Origin of the sequence: Thermus brockianus (assembly GCF_021462505.1) — a bacterium.
GTDB classification, from domain to species: domain Bacteria; phylum Deinococcota; class Deinococci; order Deinococcales; family Thermaceae; genus Thermus; species Thermus hydrothermalis.
The window spans coordinates 334,281-358,011 of record NZ_JAKEDV010000002.1; the positions used below are offsets into that span (position 1 = coordinate 334,281).

At 65.0% G+C, this 23,731-nt stretch carries 26 protein-coding genes and 1 pseudogene; 15 read left to right on the forward strand and 12 right to left on the reverse strand.

Annotated elements, in window-relative coordinates:
• Positions 1-19 precede the first annotated feature (19 nt).
• The 6 genes from accB to LXN00_RS03930 are packed head-to-tail and all read left to right on the forward strand — an operon-like array spanning position 20 to position 3,932.
• The gene (gene accB / locus LXN00_RS03905) at positions 20-517 is read left to right on the forward strand and encodes an acetyl-CoA carboxylase biotin carboxyl carrier protein (protein ID WP_234505085.1); all 498 of its coding nucleotides are present in this window, start codon (positions 20-22) and stop codon (positions 515-517) included.
• Positions 514-1,851 carry an acetyl-CoA carboxylase biotin carboxylase subunit gene (accC, locus tag LXN00_RS03910; RefSeq protein ID WP_234505087.1) on the forward strand — a complete coding sequence of 446 codons (1,338 nt, stop codon included), beginning with the start codon at positions 514-516 and terminating at the stop codon, positions 1,849-1,851. Before accB ends, accC begins: the two co-directional genes overlap by 4 nt.
• Before the next feature lie 12 nt (positions 1,852-1,863).
• Positions 1,864-2,193 (forward strand): Asp23/Gls24 family envelope stress response protein, encoded by a 330-nt coding sequence (locus tag LXN00_RS03915; protein WP_234505170.1) that lies wholly within the window; start codon positions 1,864-1,866, stop codon positions 2,191-2,193.
• Positions 2,186-2,641: a transcription antitermination factor NusB gene (nusB, locus tag LXN00_RS03920; protein ID WP_234505089.1), complete on the forward strand. Its 456-nt coding sequence runs from the start codon at positions 2,186-2,188 to the stop codon at positions 2,639-2,641. The genes LXN00_RS03915 and nusB overlap by 8 nt, the downstream gene beginning before the upstream one ends.
• Positions 2,642-3,493 (forward strand): bifunctional methylenetetrahydrofolate dehydrogenase/methenyltetrahydrofolate cyclohydrolase, encoded by an 852-nt coding sequence (locus tag LXN00_RS03925; RefSeq protein ID WP_234505091.1) that lies wholly within the window; start codon positions 2,642-2,644, stop codon positions 3,491-3,493.
• Entirely contained in the window at positions 3,477-3,932 is a 456-nt protein-coding gene (locus tag LXN00_RS03930) for a divergent PAP2 family protein (protein WP_234505093.1), read from the forward strand. Before LXN00_RS03925 ends, LXN00_RS03930 begins: the two co-directional genes overlap by 17 nt.
• On the opposite strand, the gene LXN00_RS03935 is transcribed toward LXN00_RS03930, so the two are convergent.
• Positions 3,911-4,111, reverse strand: a complete 201-nt coding sequence (locus LXN00_RS03935) for a hypothetical protein (RefSeq protein ID WP_234505095.1) — start codon at positions 4,109-4,111, stop codon at positions 3,911-3,913. The two genes, LXN00_RS03930 and LXN00_RS03935, sit on opposite strands and share 22 nt — an antisense overlap.
• 74 nt (positions 4,112-4,185) lie before the next feature.
• On the opposite strand from LXN00_RS03935, the gene LXN00_RS03940 reads away from it, so the two are divergent.
• On the forward strand, positions 4,186-6,171 hold the full coding sequence (locus LXN00_RS03940; RefSeq protein ID WP_234505097.1) for a (Fe-S)-binding protein: 1,986 nt from the start codon (positions 4,186-4,188) through the stop codon (positions 6,169-6,171).
• On the opposite strand, the gene LXN00_RS03945 is transcribed toward LXN00_RS03940, so the two are convergent.
• From LXN00_RS03945 to LXN00_RS03955, 3 genes are read right to left on the reverse strand one after another with little or no spacing between them, the layout of a single operon-like run.
• Positions 6,161-6,685: a class I SAM-dependent methyltransferase gene (locus LXN00_RS03945; protein WP_234505099.1), complete on the reverse strand. Its 525-nt coding sequence runs from the start codon at positions 6,683-6,685 to the stop codon at positions 6,161-6,163. The genes LXN00_RS03940 and LXN00_RS03945 overlap by 11 nt on opposite strands.
• A complete protein-coding gene (locus LXN00_RS03950; protein WP_234505172.1) occupies positions 6,678-7,352 on the reverse strand; it encodes a TerC family protein in 675 nt (224 codons plus the stop codon). Before LXN00_RS03950 ends, LXN00_RS03945 begins: the two co-directional genes overlap by 8 nt.
• A 5-nt stretch (positions 7,353-7,357) precedes the next feature.
• Positions 7,358-8,296 carry an alpha/beta hydrolase-fold protein gene (locus LXN00_RS03955; RefSeq protein WP_234505101.1) on the reverse strand — a complete coding sequence of 313 codons (939 nt, stop codon included), beginning with the start codon at positions 8,294-8,296 and terminating at the stop codon, positions 7,358-7,360.
• 42 nt (positions 8,297-8,338) lie between these two features.
• Here LXN00_RS03955 and LXN00_RS03960 point away from each other — a divergent pair, with 42 nt between their 5' ends.
• Positions 8,339-8,497, forward strand: coding sequence for a hypothetical protein (locus LXN00_RS03960; protein WP_234505104.1), 159 nt, complete (start codon positions 8,339-8,341; stop codon positions 8,495-8,497).
• Positions 8,498-8,505: 8 nt separating this feature from the next.
• Here the strand turns inward: LXN00_RS03960 and LXN00_RS03965 are convergent, their stop codons facing one another.
• Positions 8,506-9,330, reverse strand: a complete 825-nt coding sequence (locus LXN00_RS03965) for a DUF1517 domain-containing protein (RefSeq protein ID WP_234505108.1) — start codon at positions 9,328-9,330, stop codon at positions 8,506-8,508.
• 114 nt (positions 9,331-9,444) lie between these two features.
• Between LXN00_RS03965 and lon the strand changes: the two genes are divergently transcribed.
• Positions 9,445-11,859, forward strand: a complete 2,415-nt coding sequence (lon, locus tag LXN00_RS03970) for an endopeptidase La (RefSeq protein WP_234505174.1) — start codon at positions 9,445-9,447, stop codon at positions 11,857-11,859.
• A 21-nt stretch (positions 11,860-11,880) separates the two neighbouring features.
• On the opposite strand, the gene bshA is transcribed toward lon, so the two are convergent.
• The 3 genes from bshA to LXN00_RS03985 are packed head-to-tail and all read right to left on the reverse strand — an operon-like array spanning position 11,881 to position 14,758.
• Complete coding sequence (gene bshA / locus LXN00_RS03975) at positions 11,881-12,978, reverse strand: N-acetyl-alpha-D-glucosaminyl L-malate synthase BshA (protein WP_234505111.1); 1,098 nt, start codon at positions 12,976-12,978, stop codon at positions 11,881-11,883.
• 56 nt (positions 12,979-13,034) lie between these two features.
• Complete coding sequence (locus tag LXN00_RS03980; protein ID WP_234505113.1) at positions 13,035-14,141, reverse strand: LptF/LptG family permease; 1,107 nt, start codon at positions 14,139-14,141, stop codon at positions 13,035-13,037.
• A complete protein-coding gene (locus LXN00_RS03985) occupies positions 14,138-14,758 on the reverse strand; it encodes a hypothetical protein (protein WP_234505116.1) in 621 nt (206 codons plus the stop codon). Before LXN00_RS03985 ends, LXN00_RS03980 begins: the two co-directional genes overlap by 4 nt.
• Before the next feature lie 64 nt (positions 14,759-14,822).
• Here LXN00_RS03985 and LXN00_RS03990 point away from each other — a divergent pair, with 64 nt between their 5' ends.
• A complete protein-coding gene (locus LXN00_RS03990) occupies positions 14,823-16,244 on the forward strand; it encodes a polymerase (protein WP_234505118.1) in 1,422 nt (473 codons plus the stop codon).
• Positions 16,241-16,648, forward strand: coding sequence for a hypothetical protein (locus LXN00_RS03995; protein WP_234505120.1), 408 nt, complete (start codon positions 16,241-16,243; stop codon positions 16,646-16,648). The genes LXN00_RS03990 and LXN00_RS03995 overlap by 4 nt, the downstream gene beginning before the upstream one ends.
• A 3-nt stretch (positions 16,649-16,651) precedes the next feature.
• Here the strand turns inward: LXN00_RS03995 and LXN00_RS04000 are convergent, their stop codons facing one another.
• From LXN00_RS04000 to LXN00_RS04010, 3 genes are read right to left on the reverse strand one after another with little or no spacing between them, the layout of a single operon-like run.
• Complete coding sequence (locus LXN00_RS04000) at positions 16,652-17,227, reverse strand: apolipoprotein A1/A4/E family protein (protein ID WP_267962567.1); 576 nt, start codon at positions 17,225-17,227, stop codon at positions 16,652-16,654.
• Between the two features lie 9 nt (positions 17,228-17,236).
• Positions 17,237-18,859 (reverse strand): hypothetical protein, encoded by a 1,623-nt coding sequence (locus LXN00_RS04005; protein ID WP_234505122.1) that lies wholly within the window; start codon positions 18,857-18,859, stop codon positions 17,237-17,239.
• An 18-nt stretch (positions 18,860-18,877) separates the two neighbouring features.
• A complete protein-coding gene (locus LXN00_RS04010) occupies positions 18,878-19,363 on the reverse strand; it encodes a hypothetical protein (RefSeq protein WP_418952982.1) in 486 nt (161 codons plus the stop codon).
• Between the two features lie 143 nt (positions 19,364-19,506).
• Here LXN00_RS04010 and LXN00_RS04015 point away from each other — a divergent pair, with 143 nt between their 5' ends.
• The 4 genes from LXN00_RS04015 to LXN00_RS04030 are packed head-to-tail and all read left to right on the forward strand — an operon-like array spanning position 19,507 to position 23,271.
• Positions 19,507-19,626 carry a hypothetical protein gene (locus LXN00_RS04015; protein WP_234505126.1) on the forward strand — a complete coding sequence of 40 codons (120 nt, stop codon included), beginning with the start codon at positions 19,507-19,509 and terminating at the stop codon, positions 19,624-19,626.
• 30 nt (positions 19,627-19,656) lie between these two features.
• Positions 19,657-20,910, forward strand: coding sequence for a flippase (locus LXN00_RS04020; RefSeq protein WP_267962618.1), 1,254 nt, complete (start codon positions 19,657-19,659; stop codon positions 20,908-20,910).
• On the forward strand, positions 20,907-22,028 hold the full coding sequence (glf, locus tag LXN00_RS04025) for a UDP-galactopyranose mutase (protein WP_234505130.1): 1,122 nt from the start codon (positions 20,907-20,909) through the stop codon (positions 22,026-22,028). Before LXN00_RS04020 ends, glf begins: the two co-directional genes overlap by 4 nt.
• Position 22,029: 1 nt before the next feature.
• Positions 22,030-23,271 carry a glycosyltransferase family 4 protein gene (locus LXN00_RS04030; protein WP_234505132.1) on the forward strand — a complete coding sequence of 414 codons (1,242 nt, stop codon included), beginning with the start codon at positions 22,030-22,032 and terminating at the stop codon, positions 23,269-23,271.
• Positions 23,272-23,285: 14 nt separating this feature from the next.
• On the opposite strand, the pseudogene LXN00_RS12790 reads toward LXN00_RS04030, so the two are convergent.
• Positions 23,286-23,731, reverse strand: a pseudogene (locus LXN00_RS12790) (transposase); the annotation flags it as partial.

The window sequence follows — 23,731 nt, forward strand, 5'->3', positions numbered from 1 at the left end:
TATGCCACGAGGTGCTTCTATGACGCCCAAGGAGCTCAAGCAGATCCTGCAAGCTTTGGTGGAACACGGGGTGAGCGAGCTTACCCTGGAAACCCCCGACTACAAGCTCACCGTACGGCGTGGGGGGGAGGTGCAGGTGGTGGCGGTGCCCCAGGCGGTGCCCGCCCCGGCCCCGGTCCTGGCTCCCCTGCCCCAGGCGGAGGCCCCAGCACCTCCCCCGCCTCCCGCCCCGCAGGAAGCGCCCAAGGCCCCCGCCCAGGGGGAAGAGTGCGCCGGGTGCGTGGAGATCCGCGCCCCCATCGTGGGCACCTTCTACCGGGCGCCGGCTCCCGATGCCCCGCCCTACGTGAAGGAGGGGGACCGGGTGGAGAAGGGGCAGGTGCTTTGCATCATTGAGGCCATGAAGCTCATGAACGAGATTGAGTCCGAGGTTTCCGGCATCGTGAGGAAGATCCTGGTGCAAAACGGGGAGCCCGTGGAGTACGGCCAGCCCCTTTTCCTCATCCAACCCGTATGAAGAAGGTCCTCATCGCCAACCGGGGCGAGATCGCCTTAAGGATCATCCGGGCCGCCAAGGAGCTCGGCATCAAGACGGTGGTGGCCCACTCCACCGCCGACGAGAAGAGCCTCCCCGTCCTCCTGGCGGACGAGGCCATCTGCATCGGCCCGCCCCCCTCGGGGCAGAGCTACCTTAATATCCCGAACCTCCTCTCCGCCGCCATCGTCACCGGGGCCGACGCCATCCACCCGGGCTACGGCTTCCTGGCGGAGAACGCCACCTTCGCCGAGATGTGCCGGGAACACGGCATCACCTTCATCGGCCCCACCCCGGAGAACATGCGGGCCCTGGGGGACAAGGCCACGGCCCGCAAGGTGGCCCGGGAGGCGGGCGTGCCCACGGTGCCCGGCACGGACGAGATCGCCAGCGTGGAGGAGGCCAAGCGGGCGGCCTTGGAGATCGGCTACCCCGTGATCCTCAAGGCCTCCGCCGGCGGGGGTGGGCGGGGGATGCGGGTGGTGCACACGGAGGAGGAGTTGGAGCGGGCGGTGCAACAGGCGCAAGAGGAGGCCCGGGCCGCCTTCGGCAACCCCGCCATCTACCTGGAGAAGTACATTGAGGAGCCCAAGCACATAGAAATCCAGGTCCTGGGGGATGGGGAGAACGTCATCCACCTTTGGGAAAGGGACTGCTCCATCCAGCGCCGCCACCAGAAGCTCTTGGAGGAGGCCCCAAGCGTCCTCCCCTACGAAACCCGCAAGGCCATCGCCGAGGCGGCGGTGCGCCTGGCGGCCCACGTGGGGTACGTTTCCGCCGGCACCCTGGAGTTTTTGGTGGACAAGGAGGGGAACTTCTACTTCATTGAGATGAACACCCGCATCCAGGTGGAGCACCCCGTGACGGAGATGATCACCGGGGTGGACCTGGTGCAGGCCCAGTTCCGCATCGCCCAAGGGGAGAAGCTTTGGCTTCGGCAGGAGGACATCGTGGTGCGGGGGCACGCCCTCGAGGTGCGCATCAACGCCGAGGACCCCGAGAAGGGCTTTAGGCCCTCCATCGGCAAGGTGGAAACCCTCCTCTTCCCCGGGGGGCCCGGCATCCGGGTGGACAGCCACCTCTACGCCGGCTACCAGATCCCGCCCCACTACGATAGCCTCATCGCCAAGATCATCGCCTGGGCCCTCACCCGGGAGGAGGCCATAAGGCGGATGGAGCGGGCCCTTTCGGAAACGGTGATTGAGGGCCCCGGCCTCAAGACCACCATCCCCTTCCACCAAAAGGTCCTGCAGAACGCCTTCTTCCGCCGGGGGGCGGTCTACACCAACTTCGTGGCCCGGCGCATGGAGATGTAGACTGGGCGTGTGATGGTGGACTACGAGATCAGCGACCACGCCCTCGAGGCCCTGGTCCTCCACGCCCTGGAGGGCCTGGAGGGTGTGCGGCCATTGGAGGCCGTCCCCCGCTCCCTGGGAGAGGTTTTCCGGCGCGCCAAGCCCGTGAAGGTGGAAAGGACGCCGGAGGGCCTGAGCGTGGACCTGGTCCTTTCCGTGGACTACGGCCTCGCCATTCCCGAGCTGGCTCCAAGGGTGCAAAAGGCCGTGGCCGAGGCGCTTTTTGTGGCCACCGGGGAGGCGGTGAAGGCGGTGAACCTCACCGTGGCCCAGGTGGAGTACCGCAAGGAGGCCCATGCTTAGACGGGCAAGGGAATTGGCCATGCGCGCCCTCTTCGCCCACACCCAAGGGGGCGTGGGCCTGGAGGAGGCCTTCCGCCACGCCCTGGAGGAGATGGGCGGGGAGGACGACCCTTACGGCGACCCCCTGGACGAGGAGGGGATCGCCTTCGCCAAAAGGCTTCTCCAAGGCTACACGGCCCACCGGGAGGAGGTGGACCGGGTCCTTAGGGAAACGGTGGAGGGCTGGGACTTCGCCCAGATGTCCAAGACCGACCTCACCGTCCTCCGCCTCGCCACCTACGAGATGCTCTACGAGCCCACCCCCTTCGCCCCCCTCATTGAGGTGGCGGTGAAGATCGCCAACCGCTACGGGGGGGAGCACTCGGGGGCCTTCGTCAACGGGGTGCTGGGCCGCCTCTACCGGCGGATCCAGGAGGGGGAGCTGAAGACCGTGCCCAAGGAGGCGTAGATGACCCTAGCCCGTACCCTTTCCGGCCACGAGGTGGCGGAGGCGGTGTACGCCGAACTTCGGGAGAGGCTAAAGGCTTTGCCCTTTGTCCCCTCCTTGCGGGTCCTCCGCTTGGGAGAGGACCCGGCCTCCGTGTCCTACGTGCGGCTTAAGGACAAGCGGGCCCGGGAGCTTGGGTATAGGAGCCAGGTGGAGGTCTACCCCGAGGACTTCCCCGAGGAGGCCCTGCTTGCCCGCATTGCCGAGCTCAACGCCCACGAGGACGTGGACGGCATCCTGGTCCAGCTTCCCTTGCCCCGGCACATCCGCACCGAGAGGGTCCTCGAGGCCATCCACCCCCTCAAGGACGTGGACGGCTTCCACCCCGTGAACGTGGGCCGCCTTTGGAGCGGGGGAGAGGGGCTTTTCCCCTGCACGCCCTTGGGGATTGTCCGCCTCCTCAAGCACTACGGCGTGGACCTAAAGGGCAAGGAGGTGGTGGTCTTGGGGCGCTCCAACATCGTGGGGAAGCCCTTGGCGGGCCTCCTCCTGCGGGAGGACGCCACGGTGACCGTGGCCCACTCCAAAACGGAGGGCCTCCCCGAGGTGACGCGCCGGGCGGAAATCCTGGTGGTGGCTGTGGGGAAGGCCCACCTGGTGCGCAAGGACTGGGTGCGGCCCGGGGCCATCGTGGTGGACGTGGGGGTGAACCGGGTGGAGGGGCGGCTTTTGGGCGACGTCCACCCCGAGGTGGCGGAGGTGGCCTCCGCCCTCACCCCGGTGCCCGGGGGCGTGGGGCCCATGACCGTGGCCATGCTCATGGCCAACACCCTCAAGGCGGCCCTCCTGAGGCGGCATGGAGCTTCTCTATAACCAGGTCTTCTGGACTGCCATCCTGGCCAACTTCCTGGCCCAGACCCTGAAGCTTTTCCTCTACTACCTCTTGGAGGGCCGCTTCCAGTGGGAGCGCTTTTTGGAAACCGGGGGGATGCCGAGCTCCCACTCCGCCACGGTGAGCGCCCTGGCGGTGGCGGTGGGGCTAGAGGAGGGGTTTGGTAGCTCCCTCTTCGCCGTGGCCGCCGTCTTCGCCCTCATCGTCATGTACGACGCTACGGGCATCCGCCGGGCGGCCGGGCTTCACGCCCAGCTCCTCAACCAGCTCGTCCAGGAACTCCAGAAGGTCCTGGAAAAAGGCCCCGCCCCCGAGCCCCTGAAGGAGCTCTTGGGCCACACCTACCTCGAGGTCCTGGTGGGGGCCCTCCTGGGGGCCCTGGTGGCCTTCCTCAGCTATCAGCTTTTCCCGGCGGCGTAGAAGGCCAGGGTCTGGCCCAGGAGGAAGACCAGGAGGCCAAGGACGGGGGCCAGGAAGAAGACGAAGACGCTCAGCAAAAGGACCAAGACCAGGGGCAATAGGGGCTTTTGGAAGCGGCGGAAGACGAAGAGGTTTAAAAGCCCAAAGAGGAGAAGGACGAGGAGGGCTACGGTTTCCACAAGGGGCCATTGTACGCTCTTGCCATGGATGGGGAATCGGGTAAACTTTTACCGAGTATAAGGAGGGCCATCCCATGTTGACCCTACCGGAAAAAATCCTCTTCCTCCTCGTGGCGGCGGTAAGCCTTTACTACGCCTACACCGGCTTCCGGCGCGTCTACCTGGCCATAAGACGGGGGCGGCCCGAGGACCGCTTTGACCGCCTACCCGAGCGGGTGGGCAGGGCCCTCTGGGCGGTCCTCACCCAGGAAACCGTCTTCAAGCGCAGGCCCCTCGTCTCCCTCCTCCACGCCTTTGTCTTCTACGGCTTCGTCTACTACCTCTTGGTGAACCTGGTGGACCTGTTGGAGGGCTACTTCCCCCTTCACACCCAGGGGGGCCTTTGGAACATCTATAACCTCCTCGCCGACCTCCTCACCGCCTTGATCCTCGTGGGCATCCTGGGCCTCATGCTAAGGCGCTACGTGGTGGCCCCCAAGGACTTCACCTGGAACCCCAAGGTGCCCCTCCACGAGAGGGTGCGCCAGGGCATCCCCAGGGACTCCGCCATCGTGGGAGCCTTCATCACCTTCCACGTGGGTAGCCGCCTCCTCTCCAAGGCGGCGGGCCTGGCCCAGGAGGGCCCAGACCCCTTCCAGCCCGTGGCCAGCGCCCTGGCCCAGGCCTTGGCCGGGCTATCCCCTTCCGCCCTGGTCTTCATGGAGCACGTTTTCTGGTGGGGCGCCTTGGGCTCCATCCTCCTCTTCCTCCCCTACTTCCCCCGCTCCAAGCACATCCACCTCTTCATGGCCCCCATCAATCTGGCCTTCCGCAAGGAGAAGCCCGGGGCCCTCCTGCCCTTGGACTTGGAGAAGGAGGAGGAGAAGTTCGGGGCGGAAAGGTTGGAGGACCTCTCCTGGAAGCGGCTTTTGGACGCCTACGCCTGCATCATGTGCAACCGGTGCCAGGAGGCCTGCCCCGCCTACACCACGGGCAAGGCCTTAAGCCCCGCCGCCATCCTCATCTCCGAGCGCTACGAGCTCAACGAGATCCTGAAGGATTTCGCCGCCGGCAAGGAAAGCCCAAGGCCCCTCATGGACTTCGCCCTGAACGAGGAGGCCCTTTGGGCCTGCACCACCTGCATGGCCTGCGTGGAGGTCTGCCCCGTGGGCAACGAGCAGATGCTCCACATCCTGGACGTGCGCCGGGCCAAGGTCCTCATGGAAGGGGAGTTTCCCCAAGAGCTCAACAACGCCTTCCGGGGCATGGAGCGCTCGGGCAACCCTTGGGGCATCGGCCAGGACAAGCGCCTGGACTGGGCCGAGGGGCTTAGCGTGCCCACCGTGGAGGAGAAGCCCCACCCCGAGGTCCTCTACTGGGTGGGGTGCGCCCCGAGCTACGACCCCCGGGCGCAGAAGATCGCCCGGAGCATGGTGGAGATCCTGAACGCCAGCGGGGTGGACTGGGCGGTCCTGGGGCGGCGGGAGAAGTGCACCGGGGATGCCGCCCGGCGGGCGGGGAACGAGTACCTCTTCTTCCAGCTCGCCACGGAAAACGTGGAAACCCTGAACCAGGTGGCCCCCAAGACCATCGTCACCACCTGCCCCCACTGCTTCCACACCCTGGGGAACGAGTACAAGGACTTTGGCGGCCAGTACCGGGTGGTCCACCACTCGGAGTTCATCGCCGAGCTTTTGCGCACGGGGCGGCTCAAGGTTTCCGAGGAAACCCGCAAGGTGGTCTTCCACGACCCCTGTTACCTGGGCCGCCACAACGGGGTCTACGAGGCCCCCCGGGAGGTGCTCAAGGGGGTGGGGCTTGTCCTCACGGAGCCCCAAAGGAGCCGGGAGAAGAGCTTCTGCTGCGGGGCGGGCGGGGCCCAGTTCTGGAAGGAGGAGGAGCCCGGGGCCATGCGGGTTTCCCAAAACCGCTACCTGGAGCTCAAGGCCACGGGGGCTGAGGTCATCGCCACGGGTTGCCCCTTCTGCATGGCCATGATGAACGTGGAAACCGCCCAGGACGAAAGCGCCCCGGAGGTCTTGGACATCGCCGAGCTGGTGGCCAAGGCCCTCAAGGCCTAACGTAGACGGCGAAGGCCCGGTGGCCCTCCCGCCACCCCTCCCCATAGGCCCTTAAGGCGAGGCCGGGGGGAGGGGTTAGGAGCTCGTAGCGCTCCCAGTAGAAGGGGCTACCCTCCCTTCCCCTGCGCCTCGCCTCCTCCCGGGTGAAGCCCTCCACCAGGAGAAGCCCCCCTGGGAGGAGGAGGGGGGCGAGGGAGGAAAGGAGGGGGCGGTTCACGTAGTAGGAGAGGACGATGCCGGCGAAGGGGCCTTGGGGGAGGGCGGGGTCGGCCTCGAGGTCCCCTTCCACCAGGGTGAGGCCCGGGGTGCCCTTTAGGCGCTCTAGGGCCACCCGGCTCCTCTCCACCAGGACCACGGGGTGGCCCCGCCCGAGGAAGTAGCGGGCGTTCCGCCCAAGGCCCCCCGCCAGGTCCAGGACGGGTCCCATGGGCACGAAGGGCCCGTAGGCCCGCACCACGAAGGCGGGGGGGCGGTCCTCCGCCCCTTGGTAGAAGGCGTCCCAGTCCCTAGGCATGGCGGCGGAAGGCGAGGAGGCTGCCCACGAGGAGGATGAGGAGGGTGCCGCTCCAGAAGAGCGCCTTGGGAAGCTCAAAGGCGAGCTCCGGGCGGTGGAGGAGGTGGGCGAGGGTGGCCTCCCCCTCCAGGAAAAGCTTTACCCCCGCCCAGCCCACCAGGGCGTAGGCCACCTTCTCCAGCCCGGGAAAGCGCTCCATGAGGACCACCACGCTGCTCGCCAGAAGGCGGATGAAGAGGATGCCCAGGGCCACCCCCAGGAAGACCAGAAGGAGCTCCTTGGAGAAGGCCACCACCGCCAGGATGGAGTCCACGGCGAAGGCCAGGTCCACCAGGTTGATGAGGAGGACCACCCGCCAAAACTCCCGGGCCGCGGCCTCCAGGAGGGGTTTGGCCTCCCCTTGGTCCTGGAAGTGTTGGAGCATGAGGTGGAGGAGGTAAAGCCCTCCCAGGATCTCCACCCACCAGAGCCGGATGAGGTAGACGGCGAAGAGGAGGGCGAGGCCCCGAAGGACGTAGGCCCCGAGGATCCCGTAGAAGAGGGCCCGCCGCCTGAGGTGGGGCGGCAGGGGCTTCACCATCACCGCCAGGACCAAGGCGTTGTCCCCGGAGAGGAGGGCCTCGAGGGCGGCCACGGAGAGGAGGACGAGGAGGGCCTCGAGGCTCATCTGGCTCACCCTTCCCCCAAGAGGTAACGGAGCCCAGGGGCCAGGGCCTGCTTCCAGGTGACCCAGTTGTGGCCCGAGGGGCGCTCCTTGTAGGCGTGGGGGGCTTTCCGGTCGGCGAGAAGGGCGGCGAAGCGGCGGTTTGGCCCAAGGAGCCACTCCAGAAGCCCCACCTCCAGGTAGATGCGGGGCAAGGCTTCCGCTTCCCGGTAGCGCTCAAGAAGCCACTCCTCGTCCCGGTAGGCGTCCATCCCCCCGGGGTGGGCCTTGAGGGCGGGGGAGAGGGCGAGGACCTTGGGAAAGCGCCCCGGGTGGCGCCAGGCCTGCCACAAGGAGAAAAGCCCGCCCAAGGAGGCCCCCACCAGGACCACCTCCCCCAGGGGGCCGTACGCCCGTTCCACCTCGGCCAAGACCCCGTGGAACTCCCCCTCGTAGGCTTCCGAGAAGCGGTATTCCCGGCTCCGGTCTATGGGCTCCACGAAGACGAGGCGCACCGGGGGGATCTCCCCCCGCTCCAGGAGGGCCCTGGCCACCTTGTGGAGCCCGGCGGTGCGGTAGAAGGCCACCCCGTCCTGGGCCACCACCGTGGCCTTAGGGGCTTCCCCCGTTTCCGCCACGTAGTAGCGCCTTTCCCCCAGGCGGTGCCGGTGTACCTTGGGCTCCGTTTGGGGCTCAGGGGGGGCCTCGTAGCGGAAGCCGGGAAGCCGGATGGCCCGGGGATAGGTCCACCAGGGGTTTTCCGCCTTCTCGGGGTTGTCGGGGTCGGGGAAGGGTTTTCCCTCCCGGTCTAAGAAGGCGTATTCCACATAGGCCCCTTCCGGGAACTCCAAGGTGAGGGGGCCCTCCAGGGGGATGGGGTTCCTCTCCCAGTCGGTGAAGTCCCCGACGAGGGCCTTGGCCCCTTCCGGCGGATAAAAGGTGACGCGCCTATGGCCTACCCGTACCACGGCTATACTCTACCCACGAAGGTAGGCATCGTGGGCTCCGGCATGGCGGGCAGCGCCGCCGCTTACGCCCTTGTTCTCCTTGGGGTGGCGCCGGAGGTGGTCTTGGTGGACCTGGACGAGGCCCTGGCCCGGGCCCATGCGGCGGCTTTGCGGAGAAGCGCCGAAATTCTTAAGGAAGCGGTCTTCGCCCTGGGGTTGTGACCCTGAGATTAGAGCTTTTCCAGGCCTGGATAGAGGAGCAGGAGTTCCTCCTCGGTGAGGGCTTCCTCCTCCCGCTCCGGGGTCCAGGAGAGGTAGAAGGCGAGGAGGGTGAAGGGGCTTGACCCCGCCAGCTCCAAAAGGGCCTCCTTCACCGCCTTTGGGGTGAGGGGGCGCTTGGGGGCGAGGACGCTCCGGTCTGCCAGGATGAGGCTCACCACCACGTACCGCCCCCCAGGCTCAAGCCTCGCCTGGTAGGCCTCCGCCACCCGCTTCTTTCCCTCAAAGTGGCGGAAGGTTTCCTGGTACTTGCTCCTTTCCTCCAGCATCCAGGCGTCAAACCGGGCCAGGGCCTCCGCCTCGGAGCCGTGTTCCACCTCGTAGCTGGCGAAGCGCCAACCGGGTTCTTCCCTTAGGAGAAGCAAAGCGGCCTCGTCCAGGAGGTCGGCAAGCCCCTTGGCCGTGGTGGTGTCCGCCTCCTCGGCCAGGCGCCTAAGGGCCCCTTGCACCCCGGGGCGTTGGAGGAGGGCGAGGCGCAGGCGGGCGGCGCTCGCCACGGGGCCTTCCCCCGCCTGCCTTAGCCCCCGCACCATGAGGAAGGCCACCAGGGCGAGGCCCAAAAGGACCACCACCGGAACCACCCCCAGGCTTCCTCCGCCTCCCGGGTAGACCACCACGGGGCCAGGGTAGGTGGGCACGGGCATGGGGTAGGTGGGTGCCGGCCCCGGGGCCATGGGCGGGGGACTGGGGCTATAGGGGCGCCCCCCCACCCCGCCCCCGCTTTTCTGGGCCAAGGCCAGGCCCAGGAGGAGGAGAAGCACCCAAAGCCGCGCCACCGCTATAGCATAAGGCTTTGTGCCTGGGGGCCCTTTGCGCTAAACGGGACTTCGCAGTAAACTTGATATAGGTAGGCTTAGGCTATGGACGAGAAAAGCCAAAGGAGGGAAACCATGCTGCCAGAATCCTTGCCCGTCTGCCCCGTGCGGGGGTCGGTCATCTACCCCACCATGGTCATGCCCATTGATGCCGGCCGCCCCATCTCCATCCGGGCCATTGACGAGGCCTTGGCCCGGGAGCGGGTGCTCCTCATCGTGAGCCAAAAGGACAAGGAGGTGGAGGCCCCCAAGCCCTCCGACCTCTACGAGGTGGGCACCGCCTGCAACATCCTCAAGATGCGCAAGAACCCGGACGGCTCCGTCCAGGTCCTGGTGCAGGCCTTCGCCCGGGTCCGGGTGGCGGAGTGGCTGGACCTGGGGGACCACCTCGAGGCCAAGGGGGTAGTCCTGGCGGACGAGCCCGGCGACCCCACCCTGGTCAAGGCCCTGGTGCGGGAGGTGAAGGACAAGTTCCAGGCCCTCCTCAAGGAGGGGCGGTACCTTCCGCCGGAGGTGGTCCAGTTCGTCCTGAACCTGGAGGACCCCTCCCAGCTCGCCGACTACATCGCCTTCCACATGGACTTCCGCCTGGAGGACAAGCAAAAGGTTCTGGAAACGGCGGAGGTGGCGGAGAGGCTCAAGCGGGTCCTCATCCTCCTGCAGGCGGAGCTGGACCTCATTGAAACGCAAAAGCGCATCCAGCAACAGGTCAAGGAGGAGATTGACCGCAACCAGCGGGAGTACTTCCTCAGGGAGCAGATGAAGGCCATCCAGCGGGAGCTCCACGGGGAGGAGGGGGAGCAGGAGGTGGAGGAGTTCCGCAAGAAGGTGGAGGAGCTCAACCTGCCCCCCGTGGTGCGCCAGGAGGTGGAGCGGGAGCTCAACCGCTTCGCCCGCATGCACCCCGACTCCGCCGAGGCCAGCGTCATCCGCACCTACCTGGACTGGATCGTCAACCTCCCCTGGAACAAGCGCACGGAGGACAACCTGGACCTCAAGCGGGCCAAGGAGATCCTGGAAAGGGACCACTACGGCCTGGAGAAGGTCAAGGACCGGGTCCTGGAGTTCTTGGCCGTGCGCAAGCTCAAGGCCGAGCGGGCCAAGCGGGGCGAGATCCCCGAGGAGGAGGTGAACAAGGGGCCCATCCTCCTCTTCGTGGGGCCGCCCGGGGTGGGGAAGACCTCCATCGCCAAGAGCATCGCCGAGGCCTTGGGCCGCAAGTACGTGCGCATCTCCTTGGGCGGGGTGCGGGACGAGTCGGACATCCGGGGGCACCGCCGCACCTACATCGGGGCCATGCCGGGGCGGATCATCCAGGGCCTGCGGCAAGCGGGCACCAAGAACCCCGTCTTCCTCCTGGACGAGGTGGATAAGCTCGGCATCTCCTACCAAGGGGACCCGGCGGCGGCCCTCCTGGAGGTCCTGGACCCCGCCCAGAACAAGGAGTTCGTGGACCACTACCTGGGCGTGCCCTTTGACCTGAGCGAGGTGATGTTCATCTGCACCGCCAACTTCCCCCAGAACATCCCCGCCCCCCTCTGGGACCGCATGGAGGCCATTGAGTTCACCAGCTACATTGAGCAGGAGAAGCTGGAGATCGCCAAGCGCTACCTCCTGCCCCGGCAACTCAAGGAAACGGGCCTGGCCGAGGGGCAGGTGGTGGTGACGGAGGCGGCCCTCATGCGCCTCATCACCCACTACACCCGGGAGGCGGGGGTCCGGCAGCTGGAAAGGGAGATCGGGGCCCTGTTGCGCAAGGCGGCCCGGCAGATCCTGGAGGAGGGCAAGAAGCGGGTGCGCATCACGGAGAAGGACCTGGAGAAGTACCTGGGCCCGCCCCGCTTCCTCCCGGAAACCGAGGCCCGGGAGCCCCAGGTGGGCGTGGCCACGGGCATGTACTACACCCCCGTGGGCGGGGACATCATGTTCGTGGAGGTTTCCGTCATGCCCGGCAAGGGGAACCTGATCCTCACCGGGCAACTGGGGGACGTGATGAAGGAGTCGGCGCGGGCGGCCCTCTCCTACGCCAAGAAGAACGCCGTGCGCTTCGGCATCCCCTTGGAGCGCTTTGAGAAGTCGGACATCCACATCCACGTGCCCGCCGGGGCCATCCCCAAGGAGGGGCCTTCCGCTGGGGTGGCCATCGTGAGCGCCCTGGTTTCCGCCCTCACGGAGGTGCCCGTGCGCCACGACATCGCCATGACCGGGGAGATCACCCTCACGGGGCGGGTCCTGCCCATCGGCGGGGTCAAGGAGAAGGTCCTGGGGGCCAGGCGGGCGGGGATCCGCGAGGTGATCCTGCCCAAGCCCAACCAGGCGGACCTCTCGGACATCCCCGCCCCCTTGCGCCAGAACATGACCTTCCACTTCGTGGAGCACCTGGACGAGGTTCTTGACCTGGCTCTAGTGGGCGGCTTGAAGGCCCTCGAGGCCCGCGCAAAGAAGGCCAAGCCCAAGGGGCGCAAGAAGGAGCTCGTAGCCCACGCCTAGGGGGCCCATGGCCCTGGGGGGCTAGCCCCCCAGGGCCTTTTCGTACACCTCCAGGTACTGCCGGGTGATGCGCTCGGGGTGGAAGCGCTCTTGCGCGTAGGCCCGGGCCCTTTGCCGCATCTGCGGAAGCTCGGGGTGGGCGAGGAGCTCCAAAACCGCCTCGGCGAAGCCCTCCAGGTCCCCGAGCTCCACGAGCCGCCCCACCTCCGGGCGGACGAGCTCCGGCACCCCCCCCACCGCCGTGGCCACCACGGGTACGCCACAGGCCAGGGCCTCGAGGGCCGCCTGGCCGAAGGACTCCTCCTCCGAGGCCAGGAGGAAGAGGTCCGCCGCCCCCAGGACCTCCTCGGGTTGGGGCGTGGGGGGGTGGAAGGTGACCCAGGCCTCCACCCCAAGCTCCCGGGCCACCCGCTTCGCTTCCCCTTCCTCCGGGCCCTTGCCCAGGAGGAGGAGGCGCGCCCTCGCCTTCTGGCGCACCTTGGCGAAGGCCCGCACGATGTCCGGCACCCGCTTGATGGGCCGGAAGTTGGAGGCGTGCACCAAAAGCCACTCCCCTTCCTCGGCGTAAAGCCCCTTCCGCTCGGGGCGGGGGCGGAAGCGCTCGGGGTCCACGGCGTTGTGGATCACCACGGGCTTTACCCCAAAAGCCCTTTCCGCTTCCTTGGCCAAAGCCTGGCTCACCGCCGTGGTGGCCCGGGCTGCCTGTAGGGCCCGCCTGGTGGGCCCATGGAAGGCGGGGTCCATGCCCAGGACGGAAACGTCCGTGCCGTGGAGGGTATGCACCAGGGGGAAGCCCTTGCCGAAGGCCAGGTAGCTGGCGGCGGCGTGGGGGATGGCGTAGTGGGTGTGGACCAGGTCCAGGCCGAGCCGCTTGGCCTCCCGCTCCAGGGTCCCGGCCAGGGAAAGGGTGTAAAGGGGTCCGGGGAAGACGGGGTAGAAGGGGAGGTCCACGGGGACGAAGGTGGCGGGGCTATCCTTGGGCAGGCGGAAGGGGCGCTCCGTGGCGAAGAGGAAGACCCGGTGGCCCATCCGGGCCAGGCGGTCGGCGAGCTCCGTGGCCACGATGCCGCTTCCCCCAAGGCCCGGGTAGGCCACGAGGCCAAGCCTTAGGGGCTTCACTCCTGGCGCCCTCCCTCTTTTTCCCCTACAGGTCTAGAGAAAGCCATGCCCCAAGTCTAGCGCAGGGCCCGCGCCCCCAGGGCGAGGAAGAGGAGGTTGGCCCCCCAGGCCCCAAGCTCCGGGGGCAAAGCCCCGATGCCGGCTAAGGAGCGCCCCAAGAAGAAGGCCCCGTAGTAGGCCAGGGCCAGGACCACGCTCATCCCCAAGGCGAGCCCCGTGCTCCGCCCGTAGCGGAGGGCCATGGCCGCCGCCAGGAGGACCAGGACCAGGTTGGCGAGGGGCAGGGCCAGCTTGGAGTGGAACTCCAACCGGGCCCGCCAGCGCTCCAGGGGGGCCAGGAAGGGGTCTTTGGCCTTCCGCCAGGCCTCGGAGAGGCTATCCTGGCCGAAGCTAAAGGTGTCGGCGTAGTCGGCGATGGCCCGGGCCCGGGAGAGGTCGGACTCCACCTCCAAGAGGGACCCTTGGCTCACCACCTTGAAGACGCGGCGCACCTGGCCGAGGAGGTCCTTGGCCCCCTCGAGGCCCGGCACCTCCTTGAAGTCCACCCGGTAGTAGCGGTAGTGCTCCAAGGTGATGACCTTCCCCTCCCACCGGCCCCGCTCGGCGAAGAGGAAGGTGCCCTCCTCCCCTTGGAAGGCGGAGATCCTTACCCCCAGCATCTCCTTCCTCTCCCAGTCAAACCCGGAGAAGTAGAGGCTTTTCCCCTGGCCGATGGGGATCTGGAGCCCCACGAGCCGGTGGAGCCCGGCCCCCTGGGTGTGGATCTCGTCCCACCAGGCCACCCGCACCCGCTCGTTGTAGTGGGGCACCACGGCCTCCTGGAGGTAAAGGGCTATCCCTGAGAGCACCGCTCCCACAGCCAGGAGGGGAAGGGCTGCCCGGTAAAGGGGGATCCCCCCCGAGAGGAGGGCGAACTGGGCCCCTTCCGCCGAAAGCCGCCCAAAGACCAGCACCGTGGTCACCACGGTGGCGATGGGGAAGACCTGCACCAAGACCCCGGGCACGTGGTAGGAAAGCCAGCGGAGGACCTTGACAAGGGGCACCCCCTCCAGCCACCGCGCCCCGGCGTAGAAGAAGCCGAAGAGGTAGACGGCGGTGAGGAAGGCCAGGGCCAGGAGGAGGACGGGTAGGCTTTCCCTTAGGACGTAGCGGTAAAGGGTCATGGGAGGCGGCTAGCGTAGGTGACGAGGCGCATGGCGCTCTCGGGTACCTTGGTGGAGGCCAAGACTTTCCCCCCTTGGAAGCGGAGGTGGAGCCGGGCGGAGGCCCCTTGCCCCTTGAGGGTGGCCTTGCCTTCCTGGTAGGTGAAGCTTCCCAAGGCCAAGGCTTCCCTCCCCTTCAGGTCCACCACCAGGGCTTCCGCCTGGAGCTTAGGGCTATCCGCCTGGACCTTGCCCTTGAGCACCACCACCTCCTCGGCGAAGAGGGCAAGGGCCCTTTCCGCCTTAAGCCCCTTGAAATCGGCGTTGCTAAAGGTGAGGCTTTGGAAGCGGGCTTCCTGCTTGGGGATGTCGTGCTCCAGGCTTTGGGCGAGGAAGGTTTCCTTGCTGGAGAGGAGCTCCACCCCCCTTGCCCGGACGAAGGCGCCCTCTTTGTACTCAATGTAGCTTCCCTTCAAGCGGAGTCCGTTTTCGTTGTCCACCAGGATCCCCCCCTGGGGAAGGGTGGTGACCCCGGTGTCCAGGTTGACCCGTTGGGGGCCGAAGGGCTCCACGCTGAAGGTGGCGAAGCGGGCAGCCAGGGCTACCCCGAGGAAAAGCAGGGGCCAAAGCCTTCTCATGGAGGGCACTTTACCCCATTTCCCTTAGGGTTGCGTTAGCTCCCTTTTTGGTAAAGTTTAGCCCGTGCGCCTCCTTTCCCTAGGCCTCGCCCTTGCGCCCCTCTTCCCCTTCTTGGGCTGGCTTGCTCCCTTCTTCTTACCCGGCCTTCGCGGGCTTCCCCGTCCCATCTTGGGCCTGCTGGGGTTCTACGCCCTTTCCCTTCTCCTCCCAGCCCTTTTTGCTCCCGAGCCCTTGGCCTTTCCCATGGCCCTTTTCCGGGTGCTCTACGTCCTCGGCTTGGTGGGGGCGGGGGTAGTCTTGGCCAAGCGCTTCTCCTCGGAAGCCTTAGCCCCCCTGGGGTATGGCCTAGCCCTCCTTTACCTGACCGCTTTCGCCGCCACCTACCTCGTCTTTGGGGACAGGGCGGTGGGGGAGCGCCTGGCCCACCCCTTCCATAGCCCCGTGGGGCTCGGCCTCATGGGGGCGGTGGGCGTCCTCTTGGCCCTTTACCTGCGCTACCCTTGGCCCTTTCGCCTTCTCCTGGGCCTTCTTGGGGGGGCGGTCCTCCTCCTTTCCGGGAGCCGGGGGGGGANTGGGGGGGGGGGGGGGGGGCTTCTCTTCCGCCGGCGGGGGTTTTGGGCGTTGGGGCTTTCGGGGCTTCTCCTGGGGGTTGCCACTTTCCTGGACACCCCGGCCACGGAGCGGTTTTTCCAGGTCCAGCTTTCCGGGCGGGAAGCGCTTTGGCTTCGGGCGTACGAGGTTTACGCCGCCCACCCCTGGACCGGGGTGGGGCCCTACCTCCTAGGGGACTACCTTCGGGGAACCCTGTTTGGGGACTGCTTTCTCTTTTCCCTTTTGGAGGCGCGCGGCCTAATGTGCCCCGCCTGGCTTAAGCCTCTAGGGGGGTTCTGGCAGTTCGCCCATAACCACTTTTTGCAAGCCCTGGGGGAAAGTGGGCCCTTAGGGGCCTTGGGACTCCTTCTCCTCGTGGGGGGATTTTTGGCGGCGGCCTGGGGGGATGGGCTTCTTTTTTCCCTCCTCTTGGCCTACGCCGCCATGGGCATGGTGGACAATCCCTTTAGCGTCCCAAGTCCCTTCCGCGGCGAGATTTTCTTCCTAGCGGGGGGGTTGGCCTTGGCCCAGGGACGCCTTGTCCTAAGCCGTACCTTGGGCCTTGCCGCAGGGGTGGCCCTCCTTTGGGCCCTTCCCTTTTGGCAACTTGCCCTCACGCCTTCCCCTTCGCCCCCCCGCCTGGCCTACGCCGCCTTGGGACGGGAGGGGGGAGTGGTGCGCCTCGAGGGGGGCGAGGGCTACCGGGTCCAGGTCTGGCTTTGTGCCAAGGCCTGCCGCCGTGTGGGCTGGGAGTGGGATGGGGCTAAGCCCATCGCCTTTAGCCTTCCCAAGGACCTACCTCCCGGGTCCTACCGGCTACGGGTCCTGGTCTTTGCCCCCTCGCGCCTTGGGCAAAAGCCCCTTTATGCCCTGGAAAGGGAGGTGGTGCGGTGAGGGGGGCTTGGTTCCTTGCCCTTTCCCTCCTTGGCGCTTTGGGGCTAGGGCTTTGGGGCCTACGGGAGGCTTTTGCCCTGCGTCCCTTGGCCCTTGGGCCCTGCCGGCCAGGCCCCTTGCCGGAGCGGGCGGAGCTTTGGACGAACGGGGTGGTGGAGATCCCCCTTTGCCGCAAGGCCACCTTGGTTCTCCGCCTCGAGGGCACCCCCGCCCAGGGTAAGGGGCCCCACGTCTTGGTGGCCGAGGGAGGCCGCCTCCTCTTTGAGGGGGAGGTTTTGGGCCTTGTGGAGCTCAGGTTCCGCACCTCGGGGGAAGGCATCGTGGCGGTGGCCTTCACCGATGACCTTTACCTTCCCCCGGAGGACCGGAACCTCTTCCTGCGGGGGCTCCTGGTGGAGCCTTAGGTCTTACCGGAGGAGGCTGATCAAGGTTAAGACTATGCCAATGGCGGTGAAGACCAGCATGGCCTTGTTGAAGGCCCCGTTGATCTCCGCTTTGACCTCTTGGCGCAGGGAGTAGATCGCCTCTTCCAGCCCTTGGATGCGCCCCTCCAGCTCGGTCCTAAGCTGTTGGATGCGTTCCTCCAGCTTGGTCTCTACCTGCTGGATGCGTTCCTCCAGCTTAATTTCTACCTGTTGGATACGCTCCTCCAGCCTGGTCTCTACCTGTTGGATACGCCCTTCCAGTTTGGTTTCTACCTGCTGGATGCGTTCTTCTAGTTCAGCCTTGACCTGCTGGATACGCCCTTCTAGTCTGGTCTCTACCTGCTGGATGCGTTCCTCCAGCTTGGTTTCTACCTGTTGGATACGCCCTTCCAAACGGGCTTCCGCGGTCCTCAGTTCCCCTTTGACCTCCTCGCGCAAGGTGTCAATGCGGCGGGAGAGATCGCTCACCAAGGGAGGGAGTACCTGGAGGGTAGCTTCCACGATGCCCTCCAGCTTCTCCAGGCGCTCGGCCAGGCGCTCAGGGTCCACTCCTGGCATAAGGCCATTCTAGCGCAAGGAAAGGCCGAAGGTGAGGCTTAACCCCGGGGTTTCGTCGTACTGCCCCTGGAGGACGTTTTGCGCCCGAAGCTCGTAGGCGAAGCAGCCGTCGTAGAGGCGGAGGGTGAGGCCGTAGCGGGTAAGCCCTCCGCCCCCAAAACCCACCTCGGGGGCGAGCCAAAGGGCCTGGCAGCAATTGCGGTCCGGTAGGGGCATGGCGTAGGCGAAGCGGACCTCCTCCAGGCTTCCCCGCACGTAGGCCGCCCGGAGGCTTCCGAAGCGCTCGCTTTGGAAACGCCCTTCCAGGCGGTCTAGCCGGTTCCCCAGGGGGTTTTCCAGGGTGTAGCCGAGGCCCAGGGGGCCATAGGCCGCGTCCACGAAAAGCCTCTGGTATTCGTCCCGGTTCTCGTAGGTGAAGGGCGGGGTCTGGCCCAAAGGCTCAAGCCTCCCCCCGTACCCTGCCCGTAGGGTAAGTTCCCCGTCCCGGAAGCTCCCTTCCACGCTTCCTCCCAGGGCCAGGTAGGGGTCGTACCCGGCCCCGGGGTAGAGGGTGAAGAGCAGAGCGGGGGTGAGGGAGAGGCGAAAGGGGCCTTCCTGGAGGGTAGCCCGGTAGGAGGCTTCTAGCCCCAGGGTCCAGCCTTGGCTCCTTCCCGTTTCCGCATAGCGGAGGAAGGGGCTAAGGGTAAGGTCCTCCAGGCGGAAGGTGGGGCGGTAGCGGACCTCGAGGCGGGGGGTGTCGGCGTCGGGGGGCTTGGGGCTTGCGGCGAAGAAGAGGTCGCCGAAGAAGGCCCTGACCCCGGGGGCGTAGCCCAACTGGGCCTCCATGCCCCGGTCCCCCTCCCGGTAGCCCAGGAGGAGGGCTTTCTGCTCGGTTCCGAGGCCCGTGGCCAGGAGGGTAAAGCGCCTCTCCCACCGCCCAATCTCCTCCCCGGGCTTGGGGAGGGGGAAGCCCCTGACCCCCACGCTCCAACCCCCGTCCGCTGTGCTCCCCAGGACCAGGGGGCTTTCCAGGGTCGGTTTGCGGTGGGCGTTGGCCCGGGCTTCCCCCAGAGGGATGTCCAGCGCCCAGAGGCCCAGGCGCGCTTCCCCCACGAGTTCGCCACTGGCCACGTCAAACCGGGCCTCCTCCATGGCGAGGCGCACGTCCTCCCCGCAGGGGCAGGGCGTGGCCAGAAACCCTTTGAGGATGGCTTCCTTTTGGTGGAAGCGGGCCTCTTCCGCCCTTACCCGGTAGGCGGGGGACTCGAGGAGGACCCTTTGGCCCAAGGGGGGGCTTTCCAGGAGGACGCTTTCCGCTTCTGCCCGAAGCCTTCCCTGGGCAAGGCGCACGCCCTTCAGGGTCTTGCCCTCCAGACGCTCCGCCTGGATACGCCACCCCTCCGCCTCCCCGGTGAGGTTTTCGGCGAAAAACGCCTTGGCCTCCTCTCGGTAGCGGATGAGGGGGGCCTCGAGGAAAAGCCCCTCCCGCTCCAGGCAGGCCCGCCCTTCAAAGACGAGCTCTTCCCCGTCGTAGGAGAGCTCTTCTCCACCGAGGAGCCCCTCTTCCGTTTCCAGGGTATAGGGCCTTTGGGCGCAAGGGCCCGCCAGGGCCAGGCTTCCCCACAGGGCCAAGAGGAGCAGAAAACGCCCCATGGCCAAAAGGATACCAGGCTAGGGGGCCCAGCCCGAGGGCCTTGCGGGGTAAGGTGGGGCCTGGCCCCGCCTGAGCTCCGCCCGGAAAAGCCCCGAGAGGGTGAGGGTGCCCCCTGTGGCTTGCGCCTGGGTCAAGGCCTGGTCAAGGAGGGTGCCAAGCCCCATGAGGAGCCGGTCTTGCCGGGCCTTTTCCACGGGCAGGGCCCCGAAGGTGAAGCAAGCGGGGTTTGGGGTTTGGCAGTGGCCTTCAAGCCGGAGTTTCCCGCCGAGGAAGTAAAGCCGCCACCGCCCCAGGTCCACCCGGTACCCCGCCCGCAGGTGGTCCTGGTACTGGAGGGCAAGCCTTTGCCAGAGCTCCCTGGCCTCCTTGTTTGCGGGGCTTAGGGTGTACCGCCAGGCGGAGGCGCCCTCCTGGGTAGTGCTTTGGCTCCGGGTGAGCCGCCAGTCTTGCCCCTGGGCCAGGGGGAGGAGGAGGATGAAAAGCCCGAGCCAGGCCCTTCCCATACTCCTCATTCTGCATAGCCCTTCGCCTAGGCCTGGGTTATTTGCCCCCGGGGGACTGGTAGGGCGTGCTATGCTTTGGCGGGGATGGTGCCCATGTGGGTGGGGCGTAGCTCAGGGAAGGGGCTTTTGGGTTGAGGTGAGCCATGAAGAAGGTAGCGATTATTGGCGCCGGCTACGTGGGCCTCACCACGGGATTGGCGTTGGCCTACGCGGGGCACCGGGTGAGGAGCTTAGCCCCTTGGGTTAACTCAGGGAGGTGGTAACCCCTGCGCCTAGGCCGAGTCCATCTCTTTCTGGGAACGCTACGGCGTTCACAGACTGGGCGAAACCTTCTTTATTTGTATTTAGTACAAGGAGCTAATTATCTCTTTCCCTTACTCACGCTTCCTTACCTAACCCGTGTGCTGGGTCCAGAAGGCTTTGGCGTCATGGCCTTAGGCCAGTCCTTTGCGCTTTACCTTCAACTCTTGGTAGAATTTGGTTTTTCCTTGTCCGGTACCCGGGAGGTGGCGCGGTACCGGGGGGACCGGGAAATGATTGCCCGCATCTTTTCCGGAGTGATGGGGGCTAAGGTTGTCCTCGTGTTGCCTGCGGCTTTGGTGGCCTTTCTGGCCCTTAATCTGCCCCCCTTTAGGGGGAAAGAGGAGGTGGTGTGGGCGGCGTTCTTTTGGGCGGTGGTCTGGGGGTTTAGCCCGGTGTGGGTCTTCCAGGGTTTGGAACGCATGCGCGAGGTGGCCTTTTTGGAGGTGCTGACCCGGGGTTTGGCGACCTTGGGAGTCTTTCTGCTAGTCCGCACACCTATGGACGCTTATCTTCCCCTCCTGCTGAACGGAATAGGTGCGTTGGTGGCCACTGGGTTGGGAATAGTGTGGCTAGCTAAGCTATTCCCTTTGCGGAGCCCTTCCTTCAGGGAAGGGGTGGCGTTTTTGGGTTTGGGTGGGCGTCTCTTTCTTTTTCGTTTGGCGGTTAGCCTTTATACAGCGGCGAACCCTTTAATCCTTGGGTTTTTCGCTCCTCCCTCGCAAGTAGGGCTTTATGCGGGTGCAGAGCGGTTGACGAAAGCGGTGCTTGGGTTATTGGAGCCTTTTAACCGTGCATTTTTCCCGAGGTTTGCGCGCTTGGTGGGTCAGGACCCCAGAGCTGCAGGTTTTTTGGGGATACGGGTGCTAGGGGCTATGAGCGGACTTGCGGTGTGGGGGGCTGTGTTTTTATGGATTTTTTCCCCTTGGGTGATTCGCCTGCTTCTGGGCGAGGGGTATGAGGAGGCTATTCCCTTGGTGAAAACCCTCGTATTCCTCTTGCCCCTTATTGCCGTTTCTAACCTTCTGGGGATACAGTGGATGCTTGCTTGGGGCATGGACCGGCCCTTTAATGCCATTATCCTGTCCGCAGGGCTGCTAAATCTCCTTCTGGCTACGGGGCTTAGCGCTCTTGGGGGCGCTCTTGGGCTTGCCTGGGCGGTGGTGTTGGTGGAGGCTTGGGTGACGGGGAGTATGGCGTGGTACCTGCACAAGCATAAGCGGCTACCTTGGGAGGTGGTTCGGTGAGGGTGGACTATCTCGTTGTGGGCGCTGGTTTTACCGGAGCCACCCTAGCGGAGCGAATCGCCTCCGAGTTGGACAAGCGGGTCCTGGTGGTGGAGCGGCGGGACCACATCGGGGGTAACGCCTACGACGAAACGGACGAGCGGGGGGTTTTGGTCCACCGCTATGGCCCCCACATCTTCCACACGGAGAGCCGGAGGGTGTTTGAATACCTCTCCCGCTTCACCGAGTGGCGCCCCTACTTTCACCGGGTGCGGGCGGTGGTGGAGGGGAAGGAGATCCCCCTGCCCTTCAGCCTGGCTTCCCTGCGGGCCCTCTTCTCCGAGCGGGTGGCGGATCGGATTGAGGAAAAGCTCATTGCCCGTTTCGGCTACGGGACCCGGGTGCCCATCCTGCGCTTAAGGGAGGAGGAGGACCCGGACCTGCGGTTCCTGGCGGACTATGTCTACAAGAACGTCTTTGAGGGCTACACCTTGAAGCAATGGGGGATGCGGCCCGAGGAGTTTTCTCCCTCGGTGACGGCGCGGGTACCGGTGTTGGTGAGCTACGATACCCGCTACTTCCAGGACACCTACCAGGCCATGCCCAAGGAGGGGTACACGGCCCTATTCCGGCGGATGCTCCGCCACCCCAACATCAAGGTGCTCCTGGGGGCGGACTGGCGGGAAGTGGAGGGGGCGGTCCAGTACCGGTACCTCATCTACACGGGTCCCATAGACGAGTTCTTCGGGTACCTGCACGGACCCTTGCCCTACCGCTCCCTGCGGTTTGGACTGGAGGGAAGACCTGTTCCTTGGGCCCAGGAGGTGGGCACGGTGAACTACCCCAACGAGTACGCCTACACCCGGGTGACCGAGTTCAAACACCTCACGGGGCAGGACTACCTTCCCCACACCACCTTGTGCTACGAGTACCCGGAAGCGTACGAGCCTGGGCGGAACGAGCCCTATTACCCGGTGCCCAAGGAGGAGAACGAAGAGCGGTACCGGCTTTACTTGGAGGAGGCCAAGAAGCTCAAGGGGGTGTATTTTGCGGGGCGGCTTGGCGACTACCGTTACTACAACATGGACCAGGCGGTGGCCCGGGCGTTGAAGCTTTTTGAACGGATTGGGGAGGAGTAGGATGTCTTTAAGTGTGATTATTGCAACCTGGGGGCCGTTGCGCTCCAGTTCGGGTGGGCCAAACCGCGTGGCGTATGATTTGCTGAAGGGTTTACTTAGTGTAAGTGATCAACTTCTTGATGTATACTTCGCGGACTTTGACAAGGGCTTTGTGCGCGAAGTGCGTGAGCTAAGCGAGCTGGAGTTTGTTGCTCGTGATCTCTTTCAGAAAGAGGGGGGCACAAATTGGCGCGGTATTTTGAAAAATATCGTTACGAGTATGCCTAGTAGGCATATACAGCGGCCTTTGTTTAGCGTCATGGCAGTTGTGGATGCTTATTTCGCAGAAAGGAGGGTTCGCTCAATGTTGAATACCGCACCTAGAGCAGACGTTCTTCATATCCATGGTGTTCACTGGAAGGGCAATGATTTAATCGGGAGGTTGAGTGATAATTACAAGTTAGTTTGGACAGAACACAGTAAAGGTAGCCTACTGCGGGAGTTGGAACAAATTCGTGATCTGCTAAAATTGGAAGTTTTGAGGAAGGCGATAGAGCGTACGTATGAGAACCTTATTTGGAGGTCGGATCGAATAGTTTTCCCTAGTCAGGGGGCAGTGCGGTTGTTTGAGGAGTATACGGGGTGGCACATTTCTCGTGAACGATTGAGCATTGTGTATAATGGAATTGAGGATCCCGTGGATACCTGGGAGACGGAGTTTATGGGTACGTTTGAAAAGGGGCTTTTTGTTACTGTGGCTCAGCATGTACCGGAAAAGGGTTTGGATTGGATCATTGAAGGGTTGGCCCTCGTAAGGCGGCCTTGGAGATGGGTAGTTATTGGCGAATTCACCCCGTGGTCTGCTTACCTTCAAGGTCTGGTTGATAGGTTTCGCTTAGGCAGCAGAGTTGCTTTTCTTGGTGCTTTGCCTAAAAAAGAAGTTTTAAGGTGGGTTGCTAGGAGCGAAGCAGTGATTCACGCCCCGCATGTAGCCGTTTTTGACCTAGCTTTATTGGAGGCCATGGCCCTATCTCGGCCTGTTTTTGCTACACCTGTGGGAGGTAATGTGGAGGCTTTGGGTGAGGATTACCCCCTATTCGTGCGGACACCGAATGAACTAGCTTCGTTTATAGATGGGATAGGCATGGAATTGTATCAAAAGGTAGGTACCCTTAACCGGGCAAGATTTATAAAAAACTTCACGCTTACGGCAATGGTGCGAAACTACTTGTCTGTGTATGAGGGGGTGGTACAAAGCTCGTAATCTAACCCAAGTTTCTACCCAGCCATTTTCTCCACCATGAGCCCAAGGTTGTGGGCTAGGACGAAGGAGAGGACCTTGATAACAAAGCCCGCCTGGGTCACGGCGTGAATCCTCCTGGGAAAGGAGGCGTGGAGCATGCTCTTCACCGTCTCCACCACCCGCCGCCCCACCACGGCCAGGTACTGCAGCCAAGGCACATAGCGCCCTCTGTTCCCCCTTCGCATCCCCATGGGAACAAGCCCCTGGGCCTCCTTGAGCAGGTCCTCATAGAGATGGCTCTCGTACCCCCGGTCCAGCTAGAGCTCCACCCCCTCGGGTAGCTTCAGGGGGAGGAGAAGGAAAGGGGTCAAGTCATGCAGGCTTCCCGGGCTCAGGTTCACTTCGTGGATGAACTTCCCGTGGTCCACCAGGAGGTAGAGCTTCAGGCCGTGGAAGGGGACCCGCTCCCTGGGGATAAAGA

Coding starts and splice junctions, on each gene's coding strand:
- LXN00_RS03945 (WP_234505099.1), bottom strand. CDS start 6,685: ATGCCTAGGGACTGGGACGCCTTCTACCAAGGGGCGGAGGACCGCCCC.
- lon (WP_234505174.1), top strand. CDS start 9,445: ATGCTGCCAGAATCCTTGCCCGTCTGCCCCGTGCGGGGGTCGGTCATC.
- nusB (WP_234505089.1), top strand. CDS start 2,186: ATGCTTAGACGGGCAAGGGAATTGGCCATGCGCGCCCTCTTCGCCCAC.
- LXN00_RS03960 (WP_234505104.1), top strand. CDS start 8,339: ATGGCGGGCAGCGCCGCCGCTTACGCCCTTGTTCTCCTTGGGGTGGCG.
- LXN00_RS03985 (WP_234505116.1), bottom strand. CDS start 14,758: ATGAGAAGGCTTTGGCCCCTGCTTTTCCTCGGGGTAGCCCTGGCTGCC.
- LXN00_RS04015 (WP_234505126.1), top strand. CDS start 19,507: ATGAAGAAGGTAGCGATTATTGGCGCCGGCTACGTGGGCCTCACCACG.
- LXN00_RS04000 (WP_267962567.1), bottom strand. CDS start 17,227: ATGCCAGGAGTGGACCCTGAGCGCCTGGCCGAGCGCCTGGAGAAGCTG.
- LXN00_RS03980 (WP_234505113.1), bottom strand. CDS start 14,141: ATGACCCTTTACCGCTACGTCCTAAGGGAAAGCCTACCCGTCCTCCTC.
- LXN00_RS03930 (WP_234505093.1), top strand. CDS start 3,477: ATGGAGCTTCTCTATAACCAGGTCTTCTGGACTGCCATCCTGGCCAAC.
- LXN00_RS03915 (WP_234505170.1), top strand. CDS start 1,864: ATGGTGGACTACGAGATCAGCGACCACGCCCTCGAGGCCCTGGTCCTC.
- LXN00_RS03950 (WP_234505172.1), bottom strand. CDS start 7,352: ATGAGCCTCGAGGCCCTCCTCGTCCTCCTCTCCGTGGCCGCCCTCGAG.
- LXN00_RS04005 (WP_234505122.1), bottom strand. CDS start 18,859: ATGGGGCGTTTTCTGCTCCTCTTGGCCCTGTGGGGAAGCCTGGCCCTG.
- LXN00_RS04030 (WP_234505132.1), top strand. CDS start 22,030: ATGTCTTTAAGTGTGATTATTGCAACCTGGGGGCCGTTGCGCTCCAGT.
- accC (WP_234505087.1), top strand. CDS start 514: ATGAAGAAGGTCCTCATCGCCAACCGGGGCGAGATCGCCTTAAGGATC.
- LXN00_RS03940 (WP_234505097.1), top strand. CDS start 4,186: ATGTTGACCCTACCGGAAAAAATCCTCTTCCTCCTCGTGGCGGCGGTA.
- LXN00_RS04010 (WP_418952982.1), bottom strand. CDS start 19,363: ATGGGAAGGGCCTGGCTCGGGCTTTTCATCCTCCTCCTCCCCCTGGCC.
- accB (WP_234505085.1), top strand. CDS start 20: ATGACGCCCAAGGAGCTCAAGCAGATCCTGCAAGCTTTGGTGGAACAC.
- LXN00_RS03925 (WP_234505091.1), top strand. CDS start 2,642: ATGACCCTAGCCCGTACCCTTTCCGGCCACGAGGTGGCGGAGGCGGTG.